12 protein-coding genes are annotated in these 17,704 nt (G+C 66.3%); 4 read left to right on the top strand and 8 right to left on the bottom strand.

The window, feature by feature from the left end; all coding sequences use genetic code 11:
• Nucleotides 1-186 precede the first annotated feature (186 nt).
• From AC1KAR_RS18385 to AC1KAR_RS18370, 4 genes are all read left to right on the top strand, one after another.
• On the top strand, nt 187-3,303 hold the full coding sequence (locus tag AC1KAR_RS18385) for a YncE family protein (RefSeq protein ID WP_480320331.1): 3,117 nt from the start codon (nt 187-189) through the stop codon (nt 3,301-3,303).
• Nucleotides 3,304-3,564: 261 nt separating this feature from the next.
• The gene (locus AC1KAR_RS18380; protein WP_480320329.1) at nt 3,565-6,678 is read left to right on the top strand and encodes a YncE family protein; all 3,114 of its coding nucleotides are present in this window, start codon (nt 3,565-3,567) and stop codon (nt 6,676-6,678) included.
• Between the two features lie 121 nt (nt 6,679-6,799).
• Entirely contained in the window at nt 6,800-7,717 is a 918-nt protein-coding gene (locus tag AC1KAR_RS18375; RefSeq protein ID WP_480320327.1) for a DMT family transporter, read from the top strand.
• A 52-nt stretch (nt 7,718-7,769) separates the two neighbouring features.
• Entirely contained in the window at nt 7,770-8,552 is a 783-nt protein-coding gene (locus AC1KAR_RS18370; protein WP_480320325.1) for an SDR family oxidoreductase, read from the top strand.
• Between the two features lie 4 nt (nt 8,553-8,556).
• Here AC1KAR_RS18370 and AC1KAR_RS18365 read toward each other — a convergent pair whose 3' ends face one another.
• The 8 genes from AC1KAR_RS18365 to AC1KAR_RS18330 all read right to left on the bottom strand — a co-directional run bounded on the left by AC1KAR_RS18365 (nt 8,557) and on the right by AC1KAR_RS18330 (nt 17,659).
• Nucleotides 8,557-9,492 (bottom strand): DMT family transporter, encoded by a 936-nt coding sequence (locus tag AC1KAR_RS18365; RefSeq protein WP_480320322.1) that lies wholly within the window; start codon nt 9,490-9,492, stop codon nt 8,557-8,559.
• Nucleotides 9,493-9,553: 61 nt separating this feature from the next.
• On the bottom strand, nt 9,554-10,669 hold the full coding sequence (locus tag AC1KAR_RS18360) for a BMP family ABC transporter substrate-binding protein (protein WP_480320320.1): 1,116 nt from the start codon (nt 10,667-10,669) through the stop codon (nt 9,554-9,556).
• Nucleotides 10,670-10,774: 105 nt separating this feature from the next.
• Nucleotides 10,775-11,821 carry an adenosine deaminase gene (locus tag AC1KAR_RS18355; RefSeq protein ID WP_480320318.1) on the bottom strand — a complete coding sequence of 349 codons (1,047 nt, stop codon included), beginning with the start codon at nt 11,819-11,821 and terminating at the stop codon, nt 10,775-10,777.
• The gene (locus AC1KAR_RS18350) at nt 11,821-12,795 is read right to left on the bottom strand and encodes a Rieske 2Fe-2S domain-containing protein (protein ID WP_480320316.1); all 975 of its coding nucleotides are present in this window, start codon (nt 12,793-12,795) and stop codon (nt 11,821-11,823) included. The genes AC1KAR_RS18355 and AC1KAR_RS18350 overlap by 1 nt, the downstream gene beginning before the upstream one ends.
• Before the next feature lie 72 nt (nt 12,796-12,867).
• Nucleotides 12,868-14,031: a BMP family ABC transporter substrate-binding protein gene (locus AC1KAR_RS18345; protein WP_480320314.1), complete on the bottom strand. Its 1,164-nt coding sequence runs from the start codon at nt 14,029-14,031 to the stop codon at nt 12,868-12,870.
• An 83-nt stretch (nt 14,032-14,114) separates the two neighbouring features.
• Nucleotides 14,115-15,035 (bottom strand): ABC transporter permease, encoded by a 921-nt coding sequence (locus tag AC1KAR_RS18340; protein ID WP_480320312.1) that lies wholly within the window; start codon nt 15,033-15,035, stop codon nt 14,115-14,117.
• Nucleotides 15,036-15,057: 22 nt separating this feature from the next.
• Complete coding sequence (locus AC1KAR_RS18335) at nt 15,058-16,140, bottom strand: ABC transporter permease (RefSeq protein ID WP_480320309.1); 1,083 nt, start codon at nt 16,138-16,140, stop codon at nt 15,058-15,060.
• Nucleotides 16,127-17,659 carry an ABC transporter ATP-binding protein gene (locus tag AC1KAR_RS18330; protein ID WP_480320307.1) on the bottom strand — a complete coding sequence of 511 codons (1,533 nt, stop codon included), beginning with the start codon at nt 17,657-17,659 and terminating at the stop codon, nt 16,127-16,129. The genes AC1KAR_RS18335 and AC1KAR_RS18330 overlap by 14 nt, the downstream gene beginning before the upstream one ends.
• Nucleotides 17,660-17,704: the final 45 nt, after the last annotated feature.

The raw sequence follows: 17,704 nt of genomic DNA, 5'->3' as shown, positions 1-17,704 counted from the left end.
CCTGGGTTCACCGGGTGTTCACCCTAAAAATGCACGCATGGCCAGAATGGCACTTGCGTGCGAATAAGGTCATGAACTCTCTCTGCTTGGGCGAGTTGTGAATCCGTTCCACGTCTCACCACCTGCTTCAGACGGGTGGGAGTGATCGGTAACCACAACAACGTTGCCCGGCAACGAGGAGACAACATGACGCTATTCCGGAAACGGGCCGCCCCCAGGCGGCTCCGCATACCTTTGCTCGCGCTCGGCCTCGGGCTGAGCACCCTGGCCAGCAGTGCCTACGCCGACGTCCTGCTGCAGCAGGCGTTCTCCAGTGGCCTGGGCACCTTCAGCTCGGCGGGGTCCGTCTCGACGAGCTCTGCAGGTGCCCGCATGACGGCTGCACTCTTGTCCACCGATGGCGCGATCACCTCGGCGCCCATCAGCACGGTGGGCTTCAGCGATATCAAGGTGAGCTATGACCGCTTGACGACCGGGCTCGATCTCGGCGAGGCCGGTATTGCCGAATACTCGATCAATGGCTCGACCTTCACCGGCCTCGAATCCACGAGGGAGACCGGTTCGTCGCGCGTGAGCTTCACGCTACCGGCGAGCGCGGCGGGCATCAGCAACCTGGTGCTTCGCTTCCGCGTCAATGCCAACAGCGCGCTCGAGTCGTACACCGTCAACAACGTGGCCGTTGAAGGCACGGTGAGCGGCGGTGGTGGCGGCGGCGGCGGTGGTGCCCCCAAGCCGGCCATCGGCAAATTCGCAACCTTCGAAAGCGGGCATGTGCGCCCGATGGCCTTGTCCAGCAACGGCCTGAAGCTGTACGTGGTCAACACGCCCGACAACCGTGTCGAGGTCTACAACACGCAATCGGGCGTGCCGGTCTTGTCCGAGTCGATCCCGGTCGGTCTGGAGCCGGTGTCGGTGGCCCTGGCCAACGACAACCAGCTTTGGGTGGTCAACCACCTCTCCGACAGCGTGAGCATCGTCGACGTGTCGACCAGCCCCGCCAAGGTGATCAACACACTGCTCGTCGGTGACGAGCCGCGCGACATCGTGTTCGCGGGCGCCGGCAACAAGTGGGCCTTCATCACCGCGGCCCACCGCGGCCAAAACGCAGGCTTCGACCCGCAACTCACCACCGCAGGCGTCGGCCGCGCGGACGTGTGGGTGTACAGCGTGGCCAATGTCGGCACCAAGCTGGGCGGTGCGCCCGTCACCCGGTTGAACATGTTCGGCGACACGCTGCGCGGCCTCGCCAAGAACGCCGCCGGCACGCGTGTCTACGCGGCGGTGTTCAACTCCGGCAACAAGACCACGGTGCTCAACGAGGACATCGGCGACGGCGGCCTGACTCTGCCTTCACCGACGACCGACGCCAACGGAAACGCCGGCCCCGCCGTCAGCCTGATCGTGCAGAAGAACGCTGCCGGCCAATGGACGGACAACGGCGACCCGACGCGCGGCGTCGCCCCGCGCAACCTGAGCAGCCGCGTCAAGATCAACCTCCCCGACTACGACGTCTTCACGATCGACACGACAGGCACGCTGCCCGTGGTCTCCGGTCGCGTCTCGGGCGTGGGCACCACGCTCTTCAACGTCGCGGTCAACCCCGGGTCGGGCAAGGTCTACGTGAGCAACCAGGAAGCCCGCAATGTCGTGCGCTTCGAAGGCCCGGGCACGCGCTCGACCACGGTGCGTGGGCATTTCGTTGAAAGCCGCATCACGGTGATCGACGGCAGCACGGTCGCGCCGCGCCACCTCAACAAGCACATCACGAGCTACAACCAGGCCGTGGGCACGGCCGCCGAGAAGGCTGCCAGCCTGGCTACGCCGCTTGAGATGGCCATCACGGCTGACGGCGGCACGATGTACGTGGCGGCCATGGGCTCGAACAAGCTCGGGCGCTTCAGCACCTCGCAGCTCGAAAGCGACAGCTTCACGCCCTCGGCCAGCAGCCACGTCACGCTGACCGGCGGCCTTCCGACTGGCGTGGTGCTCGATCCGACGCGCAGCCTTGCCTACGTGACCACGCGGGGGGACAACGGGGTGTCGGTCGTCAACACCAGCAGCTTCAGCGAGACCGGACACGTGAAGATGTTCAACCCGGAGCCGGCGGTGGTCCAGAACGGCCGCAAGTTCCTGTACGACGCAAACTACACCTCCAGCCGCGGCGACTCGTCGTGCTCCGGCTGCCACATCTTCGGTGACCTCGACCAGTTGGCCTGGGACCTCGGCAACCCGAGCGAGAGCCGGGTCAACAGCCCCAACACCTACAACACCAATGTGCCGGCCATCGGGCGCAAGGCCTTCTTCCACCCGATGAAGGGGCCGATGACCACGCAGAGCTTCCGCGGCATGAGCGGCAATGGCCCGCTGCACTGGCGCGGCGACCGCACCGGCGTGGCCCGCACCTCGGGAGAGGCGATCGAGCACCAGTCCTTCGAGGACTTCAACGTGGCGTTCACCGGCCTGCTGGGCCGAGACGTGCAGCTGACCGACGCCGAGATGAAGGCATTTGCCGATTTCGCGCTCGAGATCATCTACCCGCCGAACCCGATCACGAACCTGGACAACTCGCTGACCACCATACAAGCCACGGGCCAGAACGTGTACAACACCGTGCGCTCGGACGTGATCACCACCTGCAACGGGTGCCACCGCATCGACCCGCCGAACGGCAAGTTCGGGACCGACAGCACCATGTCGGTCGAAGGCCAGCAGCTCGACCAGGACTTCAAGATCCCGCACCTGCGCAACATGTACCAGAAGGTCGGCATGTTCGGCACGAACTCACAGCAGACGGCGTTCACCAACGTGGGCGACCAGATCCGGGGCTTCGGTTTCGCCAACGCAGGCAAGTTCGGGACGCTGGTTCACTTCCTGAGCGAGCGGGTCTTCGCCGGGATCAACAACACCCAGCGGCAGCAACTCGAGCAGTACCTCATGGCCGCGCCCGCCGAGATGAACCCGGTGGTCGGTCAGCAGGTCACGGTGACCCAGGCGAACGCCACGCAGTCAGACGTGACGAGCCGCCTCAACCTGCTGGTGGCCCGCGCCAAGGTCACGAGCCCGCGGGTTGAATGCGAGCTGGTCGCGAAATCGGTGGTCGGTGGCGTGCCGAAGGGCTGGGTGCTCAACAACGCCGGCAACTTCGTGCCGGACAAGAGCTCGGAAGCCGCGGTGTCGCAGGCCACGCTGATCGGCCAGACGGCCACGGCCGGAGCGCCGGTCACATTCACCTGCGTGCCTCCCGGCAACGGCACGCGTGCCGGGGTGGACCGCAACGCCGACGGCAAGCTCGATCGCGACTGACACCCGAGTCAACCGCTCCCTGAACAGCCCCCGCAGGTCGCGCTGCGGGGGCTTTTTTCATGGTTCCGGGTGCCCATTCCGTTCAGGGGCCATTCATCAACAAAAGATGCACACTCGTTCAGAATCGCATCAGCGTGCGAATCTGTGCATATTTCTCATTTAGTGAGGGATGTGGGCCGGTCCGGCGCCTCACCACCCGCAGCAGACGGATGGGAGTGATCGGTAAACCACAACTACGTTGCCACGCAACGAGGAGACAACATGAAGCTATCCCTCAGGGGAGCCGCATCCAGGCGGCTCCGCTTACCCGTGTTCGCCTTGGGTCTGGGGCTCACCGCCCTGGCAGGCACTGCCCACGCGGACGTCCTTCTTCAACAGAGCTTCGGCTCCGGGCTCGGCAGCTTCACCACCGCCGGCTCGGTGTCGACCAGCAGTGCTGGCGCCCGCATGACGGCCGCGCTGCTGTCGACGGATGGAGCGATCACGTCGCCGTCCATCAGCACGGTGGGATTCACCGACATCAAGGTCAGCTTCGATCGGCTGACCACGGGCCTCGACTCGGGCGAGAGCGGCATCGCCGAGTACTCGACCAACGGCACGACCTACACGGCACTCGAATCGACCAACTCCACGACCAGCTCGCGCGCGAGCTTCACGTTGCCCGCTGCGGCGGCCGGCGTGAGCGGTCTGCGCGTGCGCTTTCGCGTCAGCGCCAACAGCGCCACGGAGTCCTACACCGTCAACAACGTGGCCGTTGAAGGCACGGTGGGTGGCGGTGGCGGCGGCGGTGGTGGTGCGCCCAAGCCGGCCATCGGCAAGTTCGCGACCTTCGAAACGGGCCATGTCCGCCCGATGGCGCTGACGAGCAACGGCTCGCGCCTCTTCGTCGTGAACACCCCGGACAACCGCGTCGAGGTCTACAACACGACCTCCGGTACGCCGGTGTTGACTGAATCGATTGCTGTCGGCCTGGAGCCGGTGTCGGTGGCGTTGGCCAACGACAACCAGCTGTGGGTGGTGAACCACCTGTCCGACAGCGTGAGCATCGTCGACGTGTCGTCCACGCCTGCCAAGGTCGTCAACACCCTGCACGTGGGCGATGAGCCGCGCGACATCGTGTTCGCCGGCACCGGCAACAAGTGGGCGTTCATCACCGCGGCACACCGTGGCCAGAATTCCGGCCTGGACCCTCAACTCACCACGCCCGGCATCGGCCGTGCGGACGTGTGGGTCTACGACGCGTCCAACCTCGGCACGCGCCTCGGCGGCCAGCCGGTCACGCGCCTGAACATGTTCGGCGACACCTTGCGTGGCTTGGCGAAGAACGCCGCGGGCACGCGCGTCTACGCCGCGGTGTTCAACTCGGGCAACAAGACCACGGTCTTGAACGAAGACCTGGGCAACGGCGGCCTGACGCTGCCATCGCCCACGACCGACGCCGGCGGCACCGCTGCGCCGCGCAACCCGCTGATCGTGCAGAAGAACGCTGCCGGCCGCTGGATGGACAACGGCGACCCGACGCGCGGCGTGGCACCCGGTGACTTCACCTCGCGCGTGAAGATCAACCTGCCCGACTACGACGTCTTCACCATCGACACCTCGGGCAGCGTGCCCACGGTGACGGGCCGGGTCTCGGGCGTGGGCACCACGCTCTTCAACGTCGCGGTCAATCCCGCGTCGGGCAAGGTCTACGTGAGCAACCAGGAAGCGCGCAACGTCGTGCGCTTCGAAGGCCCGGGCACCCGCTCGACCACCGTGCGCGGCCATTTCGTCGAAAGCCGCATCACGGTGATCGACGGCAGCACCGTCACGCCGCGCCACTTGAACAAGCACATCACCAGCTACGACCAGGCCGTGGGTACGGCCGCGGAGAAGGCAGCCAGCCTGGCCACGCCGCTCGAGATGGCGATCACGTCCGATGGCGGCACGATGTACGTCGCGGCCATGGGCTCGAACAAGCTCGGTCGCTTCAGTACCTCGCAGCTCGAAGGCAACAGCTTCACGCCGTCTTCGGGCAGCCACGTCACGCTGACCGGCGGCCTGCCGACCGGTGTGGTGCTGGACCCGAGCCGCAACGTGGCCTACGTGACCACGCGCGGCGACAACGGCCTCTCGGTGGTGAGCACGACCTCGTTGAGCGAGACGGCTCACGTCACCATGTACAACCCGGAGCCTGCTGTCGTGAAGAACGGCCGCAAGTTCCTGTACGACGCCAACTACACCTCCAGCCGCGGCGACTCGTCGTGCTCGGGCTGCCACATCTTCGGTGACGTGGACCATCTGGCCTGGGACCTCGGCAACCCGAGCGAAGAACAGGTCTCGAGCCCCAACACCTACAACTCCGCTGTGCCGCGCTTCGGCCGCAAGGCCCGCTTCCACCCGATGAAGGGGCCGATGACGACGCAAAGTTTCCGTGGTATGTCCAAGCACGGGCCGCTGCACTGGCGTGGTGACCGCACCGGCGTGAGCCGCAGCACCGGAGAAACCATCGAGCATCAGTCGTTCGAGGACTTCAACGTGGCCTTCACCGGCCTGCTCGGGCGCGAGGCGCAACTGTCGGCTGCCGAAATGAAGGCATTCGCCGACTTCGCCTTGGAGATCATGTACCCGCCCAACCCGATCACGAACCTGGACAACTCGCTGACCACGGTTCAGGCGCAGGGGCGCAACGTCTACAACACGGTGACCTCGGACACGATCTCCACCTGCAACGGCTGCCACACGGTCGACCCGGCCCGCGGGCTCTTCGGCTCCGACACCACCATGTCGATCGAGGGCGCGCAGCTCGATCAGGACTTCAAGATCCCCCACATCCGCAACATGTACCAGAAGGTCGGCATGTTCGGCACGAACTCGACGCGCTCGCTGTTCCGTCCCGTGGGCGATCAGATCCGTGGCTACGGTTACAACAACGCCGGCAAGTTCGGCACGCTGATCGACTTCTTCTCCGAAGACGTTTTCAACGCACTCTCGGCCACGCAGAAGCAGCAGCTCGAGCAGTACGTGATGGCCGCGCCCGCCGAGGTGAACCCGGTGGTCGGCCAGCAGGTGACGGTGACTCAGGCCAATGCGTCGCAGTCCGATGTGGTGGCCCGCCTCAACCTGCTGGTGGCTCGCTCCGGTGTCACGAGCCCGGTGCCCGAATGCGAGCTGATCGCCAAGGCGGTTGTCTCCGGCACGCCCAAGGGCTGGGTGCGCAACAGCGCCGGCAACTTCGTGCCTGACAAGACCAGCGAAGCGGCTGTATCGCAATCGGCACTGATCGCGCAGACCGCCACGGCAGGCTCGCCGGTGACCTTCACCTGCGTGCCTCCTGGCAACGGCACACGCTCGGGCGTGGACCGCAATGCCGATGGCAAGCTGGATCGCGATTGACAGCGACTGATCGCTGATCGAGCAATCTGACCTTTGCCGATTCAGCCCCCGCCGGGTTTTGCCCGCGGGGGCTTTTTCATTCGCGCGGCGCGGCGTGGGCCACCTTCCTAGAATCGCGCCGATGCGTTCTCCTCAACTGGCAACCGGTGCGCCGGCGGCCCACCGTGCGATGTGGCCCGGCCTGGCCTTCGCGATCCTCGGGGCCGTAGCCTTCTCGGGCAAGGCCATCATCGTGAAGCTCGCGTACCGGTATGGCGTGGATGCAGTCACGCTGATCATGTACCGCATGCTGTTCGCGATGCCGATGTTCCTGCTGCTGTCGTGGTGGGCCGGGCGCGGCAAACCGGCACTGACGCAGCGTGACTGGCTGGCGGTGATTGGCCTCGGCTTCAGCGGCTACTACCTCGCCAGCTTTCTCGACTTCGCCGGCTTGCAGTACATCACTGCCGGGCTGGAGCGGCTCATCCTCTACCTCAACCCCACGCTGGTCCTGGCGCTGGGTGTGGTGCTGTTCAAGCAGAAGGTCACGCGGCGGCAGATCGTTTCACTCGCCGTGAGCTATTGCGGCGTGTTCCTGGTGTTCGGCCACGAGGTCACGCTGCTCGGCAGCGACGTGGCGCTGGGCGCGGCCCTGGTGTTTGCCAGCGTGGTGAGCTATGCGCTCTATCTCATCTACAGCGGCGAAGAGGTCAAGCGGCTCGGCGCGCTGCGCCTGACGGGGCTTGCCACCTCGGTGGCCTGCGTGCTGTGCATCGGGCAGTTCTTCATCCTGCGGCCGGTGTCGGCCATGGCGGTGGCGCCCGAGGTGATCTGGCTGTCGATCCTCAACGCGACGGCCTGCACCTTCTGCCCGGTGCTGCTGGTGATGATGGCCATCGAGCGCATCGGCGCGCCTATGACCACGCAGGTGGGCATGTTCGGTCCTTTGTCCACCATCCTGATGGGCATTGTGATCCTGGGCGAGCCGTTCACGGTGTGGGTCGCCATGGGCACGGTGCTGGTGCTTGCGGGTATCTGGCTGCTCGCCAAGTGGCGATGATCCGGTCGCAACGCACGCTTTCACATTCGACAGTCAACTGAGGAGACGACACATGGATCTCGGCATCAAGGGCAAGTGGGCGCTGGTGTGCGCCGCCAGCAAAGGCTTGGGCAAGGGCTGCGCGCAGGCGCTGGCCCGAGAGGGCGTCAACCTCGTGATCACTGCGCGCGGCGCGAAGGCGCTGGAGGCCACGGTCGCAGAGCTGCGTGATCTGAACGCGGGCGGCGAGGTGCGCGCGGTGGCGGGCGACATCACTACGCCTGAGGGCCGAGCTGCCGCGCTGGCGGCGTGCCCGCAGGTGGACATCCTCGTCAACAACGCGGGCGGCCCACCGCCGGGAGACTTCCGCGATTGGGACCGCGACGCCTGGATCAAGGCGCTCGACGCCAACATGCTCACCCCCATCGAGCTGATGAAGGCCGTGGTCGACCCGATGATGTCGCGCGGCTTCGGGCGCATCGTCAACATCACGTCGGCGGCGGTGAAGGCGCCGATCGACATCCTCGGTTTGTCGAATGGCGCGCGCTCGGGGCTCACCGGGTTCACCGCGGGCCTCGCACGCAAGACGGTGCTGAAGAACGTGACCATCAACGGCCTGTTGCCGGGGCCCTTCGATACCGACCGCCTGCGCGTGACGATGGAAGGCGCGGCCAAGTCGAGCGGGCAGACCATCGAAGCCATCGCCGAGGTACGGCGCAAGCAGAACCCCGCCCAGCGTTTCGGCACGCCGGAGGAGTTCGGCGCCATGTGCGCCTTTCTGTGCAGCGTGCACGCGGGCTACATCACCGGCCAGAACATCCTGATGGACGGCGGCGCCTACCCGGGCACGTTCTGATGGATCAGCGCCTGCCCGGCCTCGACGTGACGACGATGCCCGCGGCAATGAACGCGAACGCGAGCACGTGATACCAGTGCGGCGTTTCGCCCAGCACCGCGGCTGACAGCAGGGCAGCGAACACCGGCGTGAGGTTGTTGAAGAACGCGGCGATGGCGGGCCCGACCGTGGCCACGCCCGCGCCCCAGCACCGGTAGGCGACGATCGACGGGCCGATCACGATGTAGGCCAGCGCCGCCACGACGCCGGGTGTCCAGTGGATCGTGGTGTTCTGGTGCACCGCGGCCTCGGCTCCCGCGCCGAGACCGGCCCACACCGTACCGAAGAGCACCTGCACCAGCAGCAACTCCGCCCAGCCCCAGGGTGGGCGGGCTTCGCCCGTCATGTGTGCCGGCGGGCGTGCGAGCAGCCAGCTGTACCAGGCCCACAGCGCTACGGCCACGAGCATGACGATGTCGCCCGGCAGCAGCCGCAAGGAGAGCAGCACCTCGGCCTGGCCGCGCGAGACGACGAGCGTCACGCCGATCAGCGACAGCACCGCCCCCGCGATCTGCCGGCGCGTCGGGTGCTCGCCATAGAACAGCGCGCCCAGGCCGAGCATCCACAGCGGCATGCTCGAGATGATGAGCGCCACGTTGAGCGGCGTGGAGGTTTGCAGCGCGAGGTACTGCAGGCCGTTGAAGCTGCCCACGCCCAGAAAGCCCAGCAGCGCCAGGTAGGGCAGGCGGCGTCGGATGTCCTGCGGCCGCTTGAAGACGCGCCAGCCGAGCGGCAGCAGGATGAGCAGTGCCAGCACCCAGCGCGCGAAACTCAGCGCCAGCGGCGGGAACAGGCCGACCAGCATTCGACCGACGACCGCGTTGCCGGCCCACAGCAGGGGCGGGAGAGTCAGCAGGACGATGACGCCGGGGGTGAGGCGAGGGGATGAAGAAGAAGACATCCCGCGAGTGTGCCGCCTCGCGTCATCGCGTGCTGTGCGCGGGTTGCCCGCGCCGAAGTGATCAGCCGTTGGGCAGTGTGCCGATCACGCCCTGCACGAACCAGTTCATGCGCGACAGCGTGGCATCGTCCATCACGCCCTCGGCTTGACGCACGGCACCGGTGTTGTCGACGAGGCGGCCCGCAAACGGGTGCAGGCGGCCGGCTTCGATGTCTGCCTGGCGCGCTTTCACCAGCGCAACCACTTCGGCCGGAACCGAAGGCGAGAACGGTGCGAGGCCCACGAAGCCGTCCTTGATGCCGCCCCACACGGGTCTGGATTGCCAGGTGCCGTTGAGCACGGATTGAGCCACGCGCGTGTAGTAGGCGCCCCATTGCGGCGTGACGGCGGTGAGCTGCGCATCGGGCGCGTGGCGTCGCATGTCGCTCTGGTAGGACACCACGCGCACGCCCTTGCTCTTGAAGAAGGCCTGTGCCGTCTGGGGCACCGCGGCCGAGCCGCTGTGGTTGGTGAGGATGTCCGCCCCCTGGTTGATGAGCGTGGTGGCCGCCTCGCGCTCGCGTGTGGGGTCGAACCAGGTGTTGAGCCACAGCACCTTCACCTGCGCTTTCGGGTTTGCCGCACGCATGCCCAGGGTGAAGGCGTTGATGCCCTGCATCACCTCGGGCACCGGGAAGCCCGCCACATAGCCCGCCACGCCGCTCTTGCTCATCTTGCCGGCGAGCAGGCCCGCGAGATAGCGTCCCTCGTAGAAGCGGCCGTTGTAGGTGTTGAGGTTCTTGGCGGTCTTGTAGCCCCCGGTCTGCTCGATCACGACGCCAGGGAAATCGGCCGCCACACGCAGCGCCGGCTCCAGGTAGCCGAAGCTGGTTGCGAAGATCAGCTTGTTGCCACGCGAGGCCAGGTCACGCATCACGCGCTCTGAGTCGGCGCCTTCGGGCACGGCTTCCACGACGGTACTGCTCACCTGGTCGCCCAGGGCCTTCTCCATCTGCAGGCGGGCTTGATCGTGCTGGTAGCTCCATCCGGCGTCTCCGACAGGGCTGACGTACACGAACCCGACCTTGAGCGGCGGCTTCGCCGACGCATGCGGTACCGACGATGTCTGTGCGGGGGAGTGTGCGGACGCGGCCGCGAGCATCGCGGCCAGAAGGCCGCGGGCGAGGTTTTTGAACATGGTGTTCCTCTACATGGCCCCGTTGAAAACACGAACCGCCTGCGGGGGCACGCAGGCGGTTCGGGGGCGATTGTCGCAGAGGGGCGCCGGTACCCGGCACGATGGCTACTGAAACGCCGCCTCCAGTTTTGCGCGCCAGCCTGCCTTCTCGGCCTCGGGCACAAAGCTCGCATCGATGCTGTTCAGCGCCAGCTGGAACGCAGCGCGCGGTCCCAGCTCTGGCAGCGACTCGAAGGTTGCGATGAAGTTTTGGTTCATGTACCCGCCGAAGTAGGCCGGGTCGTCGGAGTTCACGGTGACGCACAGGCCGGCTTCGAGCAGCTTGGCGATGTTGTGGTCCTTCATGTCACCGAACACGCAGAGCTTGATGTTCGACAGCGGGCACACGGTGAGCGGGGTGCGGTCTGCGGCCAGGCGCAGCACGAGGGCAGGGTCGTCGAGGCAGCGCACGCCGTGGTCGATGCGTTCGACCTTGAGCACGTCGAGCGCGTTCCAGATGTACTCGGGTGGGCCTTCTTCACCGGCATGTGCAACCACATGCAGGCCGAGCGCGCGGCAGCGCTCGAAGACACGGGCAAACTTCTCCGGCGGGTTGCCGCGCTCTCCGCTGTCCAGCCCGACACCGACGAAATGCTTGCGCCAGGGCAGCGATTCTTCGAGCGTGGCGAAGGCGGCTTCTTCACTCAGATGGCGCAGGAAGCACATGATCAGCAGGCCACTCACGCCCAGCTCCCGCCTGGCCGTGTCGCAGGCGCGCGTGAGGCCCTTGATTACCGTCTCGAAGCTCACGCCCCGCTCGGTGTGGGTCTGGGGGTCGAAGAAGAGCTCGGCGTGGACCACGTTGTCGGCGGCTGCACGGCGGAAGTAGGCCATCGCCATGTCGTAGAAGTCCTGCTCGTGGATGAGCACGCTGGCGCCGGCGTAGTAGATGTCCAGGAAGCTCTGCAGGTCGGTGAAGGCATACGCCTCGCGCAGCGCCTCCACGCTTGCGTACGGGATGTCGATGTTGTTGCGCTTCGAGAGCTCGAAGATCAGCTCCGGTTCGACCGAACCTTCGATGTGGATGTGCAGTTCGGCCTTGGGCATGGCGCGCAGCAGGGCGGGCAGTCGCTCGCGCGGGATGGTGGCAACGTGCTCGGGGATGAGGCTCATCAGCAGACTCCAAAGGTGATGCCGCGTTCACGCAGGAAGCGGCGGTAGGCAGCGGAACTCCGGTCGGCGGCGCAGTGGATCTCGCCGCCGCTCAGCGGCAGGCGTTTCGGGTGCTGCGATTCGAGCACAGGCTTGTCCTGCAGAAAGATGGTGTCCTGGAAGGATCGCAGTTCGTTGTCGGTGGAATCGAAATCTGTCACGGCGAGCCGGAACCATACGCGGCTGAGCTCGGGCTCGATCGGGCAGACGAAGAGACCGATCACGTCCTGGTAGTCGCTCTGCGCCTGCGGCAGCTTGGTGAGTTGGGCGCTGTAGGGGCCGGTGAGTTCATAGCGGTAAGCGACCTGGCTGCCTTGCGTGGAGAGCCGGTTGCTCTGCGGCTGCCATGCTTCGCAGCCGTGGGCGATGAAGCCGTGTGCGGTGGGCTCGATGCGGTAGTCGGCCATGGCGGTGTGCGCGCGGTCGCCCAGCAGGCCTTCGTGGACGAAACCGAAGTGAGAGAGATCGAGAAAGTTCTCGATGATGCGCGGCGCGCTCGATGCCACGTCGTAGGGGCCGCACTGCAGCTTGCGCAGGCGTGGGTCGGTCTCGGCGTCGAAGGCGGGCGGTGGCGCATCGCAGGCCTGCAGCCGGACCCAGATCAGGCCATGTGCCTCGCGCGCTTCATGCGTGCAGGCCGTGTGCGCGGCGGGTGGCGTGAATTGCGGCAGGGCAGGCACGCGCTTGCAGTGACCGTCGACTGCAAACTGCCAGCCGTGGTACGGGCATTCGAGGCGCGAACCGACGTCGGCCGCCACGACGCGGCCGAGAGAAAGCCGTGTGCCGCGGTGGGGGCAGCGGTCGGCCCAGGCATGCGCCACGCCGCTGGCGTCGCGCCACAGCACGAGGTCTTGCGAGAGCAGGCGCACGCCGAGTGGTGCATCGACTAGCGAGGCGCAATCGGCAACGGGGTGCCACAAGCCGGCTTCGGTCATGACCTGGTTCCTCTCGAATGAAAGAAGGCCGCACGCGGCGGCCTTCGATCGTGTTGAGCCGCAGGCTGTGCCTTACTTGGCGCCGGGCACCTTGCCCTCAACGCCCTTCACGTAGAAGTTGACGCCGCTCAGGAACTTGTCGTCAGCGGCTTCGTCCTTCTTGACCAGGTCCTTGCCGTCCTGGCCGACGATCGGGCCCTTCCAGATGACGAAGCTGCCATCCTTCAGTCCGGCCTTGACCGCTTCGACCTTGGCCTTGAGATCGGCCGGCACCTTGTCGGAGATGGACACGATGTCGATCGCGTCTTCCTTCACGCCCCACCACACGCTGCCGGTCGCCCACTTGCCTTCCAGCGCGTCACTGGTGGCCTTGATGTAGTACGGCGCCCAGTTGATGATCGATGAGGCCAGGTGGGCCTCAGGTGCGTAGGACGACATGTCGCTGTCCCAGCCGAAGGCGTACTTGCCGGCCTTGGCGGCGGCTTTGAGCACGGCGGATGAATCGGTATTCTGGAACAGCACGTCGGCGCCGCCGTTGATCAGCGATTGCGCGGCTTCGGTTTCCTTCGGTGGGTCGAACCACTTGTTGACCCACACCACCTTCGTCTTGATCTTCGGGTTGACCGACTGAGCACCCAGCGTGAAGCTGTTGATGTTGCGGATCACCTCGGGGATGGGCACCGAGCCCACGACACCCAGCGTGTTGCTCTTGGTCATGCCGCCTGCGATCACGCCAGCCATGTACGCGCCTTCATAGGTGCGGCTGTCGTAGGTGCGCATGTTCTCCGAGGTCTTGTAGCCCGTGGCGTGCTCGAACTTCACTTCCTTGGCATCGGCCGCCACCTTGAGCATGGGCTCCATGTAGCCGAAGGTGGTGCCGAAGATCAGCTTGTTGCCCTGGCCGACCATGTCACGCAACACGCGCTCGGCGTCTGCCGCTTCGGGCACGTTCTCGACGAAGCTGGTGACGACCTTGTCGCCGAATTGCTTCTCGACCGCCTTGCGGGCGTTGTCGTGCGCGAAGGTCCAGCCACCGTCGCCCACCGGGCCGACGTAGGCGAAGGCGATCTTCAGGGGTTCGGGCTTCGGCGCAGGCGCGGAGGCTGCAGCCACGGGTTCGGAGGGGGCAGCCGGAGCGGCTTCTTCCTTCTTGCCGCAGCCTACCAGCGCGGTGACCGCGGCGAGAGTGCTCCACCCGGCGATCTTCAGCAGGGCTCGTTTGGATGTTCGGGTCATGTCTTCTCCAGAGGAAAGGTCATCGCAATAGGAAATCACACACGAGGTTCGAGCGCTCTCGTGGAGCGCCTCGGATTATTTATCTAACTCCCAGGAAAGAACGGCTTGCCCAGCGAAGCCGGCATGTTCACGCGGATCCAGGTGGCGTTGCGCGAGATCAGCACCAGCACCACGATGGTGGCGAGGTAGGGCAGCATGGTTAGCAACTGGCTCGAGACCTGCACGCCTTCGCCCTGAAGATGAAACTGCAGCATGGTCACGCCACCGAACAGATAGGCACCGAGCAATACCCGTGCCGGGCGCCAGGTGGCGAAGGTGGTGAGCGCGAGCGCGATCCAGCCCTTGCCGGCGACCATGCCTTCCACCCACAGCGGCGTGTAGATCACCGAGATGTACGCCCCCGAGGTGCCGCACAGCGCACCACCCACCACCACCGCCGCAAGTCGGATGCGGCGCACCGGGTACCCGAGCGCATGCGCCGACTCGGGTGACTCGCCCACCGCCCGCAGGATCAAGCCCGCGCGGGACCGGTAGAGGAACCACGCGAGTCCGATGGTGAGGGCGATTGCCAGATAGACCATCGCGTGCTGCCGGAAGAGCGCCGGCCCGATGAAGGGCAGGTCGCCCAAAAGCGGGATGGGCGCGGCGGCGTGCTCGGGCAGGCGCTCCTGCGTGTACTTGATGCCCATGAAGGCCGAGAAGCCGGCGCCGAAGAGGCTGAGCGCGAGGCCGGTGGCGTACTGGTTGGTGTTGAGCCAGATGACCAGCAGCCCGAACGCGGCTGCCAGCAGCGCGCCGGCGCCTGCGCCTGCGGCCAGCCCCCACCACTCGCTGCCGGTGTGGAACGCGGCAGCGAAGCCGGCGATGGCCGCGACCAGCATCATCCCCTCGGCCCCGAGGTTGACGATACCCGCGCGCTCGTTGATGAGCAGGCCCAGTGCGGCAAAGGCGATCACGGTGCCCGAATTGAGCGTGGCGGCGATCAGCAGTGCGAATGTGTCCATCGGGCGTCCGTGAAGGCGTCGATCAGGCTTTGCCGGCCGCAGCCGGGCGGGTGGGCACCCGGCGGATGCGGTAGTGGATAAGGGTGTCGCAGGCAAGCAGAGAGAACAGCAGCATCCCCTGGAACACGCCGGTAAGCGACTTCGGCAACCCCAGGCGGGACTGCGCCAACTCGCCCCCGATGTAGAACATGCTCATCAACACCGCCGAGAACACGATGCCCACCGGGTGCAGGCGGCCCACGAAGGCCACGATGATGGCCGCGAAGCCATAGCCCGCCGGCACGTGCGGCGTGAGCTGCCCGAGCGGCCCCGCGGCCTCGAGCCCGCCGGCCAGGCCCGCCATGCCGCCAGAGAGCAGGAGCGCCGTCCACAAGGCCTTGCGCGAAGAGAACCCTGCGTAGCGCGCCGCAGCTGGCGCGAGCCCGCCCACCTGCATCTGGTAGCCCGAGTAGCTGCGGAACATGAACAACCAGAACAGCGCCACCGACACCAGCGCTATCACTAGGCCGATGTTGACGCGCAGCCCGTTGAAGAGCTTGGGTACCTGTGTGGCGGGCAGGAAGCTGATGGTCTGAGGGAAGTTGTAGCCCGCCGGGTCCTTCCAGGGGCCGTAGACGAGATAGCTCAGCACCATCTCGGCCACGTAGACGAGCATCAGGCTGACCAGAATCTCGCTCGCGTTGGCCTTGTCGCGCAAGAGCGCCACGATGGCCGCCCACAGCATGCCGCCCGCCACGCCGGCCAGGAGGATCAACACCACGATCCAGCCACCGGTCTCCTTGCCGGCCATCATGGCCACGCCGCTGGCCGCGATGGCACCGAGGATGAACTGGCCTTCGGCGCCGATGTTCCACACGTTGGATCGGAAACACACCGCCAGGCCGAGCGCGATCAGCAGCAGCGGCGTCGCCTTGAGTGCCAGCTCGCTCAAGGCATACCCACTTTTCAGCGGCTCGACGAAGAACGCCTGCAGGCCGCGCACCGGGTCCTTGCCGAGCACCATGAACAGCAGCACGCCGACCACCACGGTGATGGCCAGCGCAATCAGCGGCGATGCCACCGACATCACACGGCTCGGCTCAGGCCGGGCTTCAAGCTTGAGCATGCGTCACCTCGTGTGCAAGTTCGTGCTGGCCTTGCCACAGCCCCGACATCCACGCGCCGATCTGAGGGATCGTGGCCTGTCGCGTGGCGATGCTGGGCGAGAGCCGTCCTTGTGCGATCACATGCAGGCGATCGGTGATCTCGAACAGCTCTTCGAGCTCTTCGCTCACGACGAGAACCGCACAGCCGGCATCGCGCAGGCGGAGCAATTCGCCCCGGATCTGAGCGGCTGCCCCCACGTCCACTCCCCAGGTGGGCTGCGAGACGATCAACAGCTTGGGTTGTGCGTCGATCTCGCGCCCGACCAGAAACTTTTGCAGGTTGCCCCCCGAAAGGCTCTTGGCCGCGGCCTGCGGCCCGCCCGCTTTCACATGAAATCGCTCGATGAGCTGGCGTGCCTGTTCGGCCACTTGCGCGATCTTGAGCCACCCACCGCGGCTGACGGCCTCGGTACGCGTCAGCAGCGTGTTCTGGGCCAGCGAGAGGGTGGGCACAGCGCCCCGCCCAAGCCGCTCCTCGGGCACGAAGTGCAGCCCCGCCGCACGGCGAACCTGCGGCGGCTTGCGCGCAATGGGCTGGCCGAAGAGCTGTATGGTGGCCGGCGCGGCGCGGGTGTCCTCTCCCGAGAGCGCGGCCATGAGTTCCTGCTGGCCATTGCCGGACACGCCCGCGATGCCCACGATCTCGCCCGCGCGCACCTCGAAGCCGATGCCCTGCAGGTTCATCCCGAACTGGTCGAGCTTGGCCAGGCTCAGTTCGTGCACGGCCAGCACCACCTCGCCCGGCGTGCGCGGCGCGTGCTGAAGTTGCGGCGGCTCCGCGCCGATCATCAGGCGCGACAGGCTGGCGTTGGTCTCCTGCGTGGGATCGACCTCGCCCGTGACGCGGCCCGCCCGCAGCACGGTGCAGTGGTGGCACAGCGCGCGGATCTCGTCGAGCTTGTGGCTGATGTAGAGAATGCTGCAGCCATCGCTGGCCAGCTTGCGTAGCGTGACGAAGAGCGTCTCGACCGCCTGCGGCGTGAGCACCGAGGTGGGCTCGTCGAGGATCAGCAGCTTCGGGCTCGTCATCAGCGCGCGCACGATCTCGACGCGTTGGCGTTCGCCCACCGACAGCGTGTGAACCGGGCGCAGCGGCTCCACGTCGAGCCCGTACTCCTTGGAGACCTGCGTGATGCGCGTGCTGACCTCGGCGAGCGACATGCCCTTGCCCAGACCGAGCCACACGTTCTCGGCCGCGGTCAGCGTATCGAAGAGGCTGAAATGCTGGAACACCATGCTGATGCCCAACTGCCGCGCCTCGTGTGGGCTGCGGATCTGCACCGGCTCGCCGTTCCAGCGGATCTCGCCTTCGTCGGGCCGCACCGCGCCGTAGATCATCTTCATCAGCGTGGACTTGCCCGCGCCGTTCTCGCCCAGCACCGCATGAATCTCGCCCGGCTTCACGCGCAGGCTCACCTGGTCGTTGGCCTTGACGGCGGGGTAGCTCTTGCTGAGCTTGAGAAGTTCTAGGCGGAGCATGGAGGTTCTGGTGTTGGGCTGCCTGCTCACATCACTGTCCGCTCG

Source organism: Piscinibacter sp. PDB1-1, from assembly GCF_056675995.1.
Note: the sequence above shows the minus strand (reverse complement) of the source record. Positions and strands in the feature narration are given on the sequence as shown.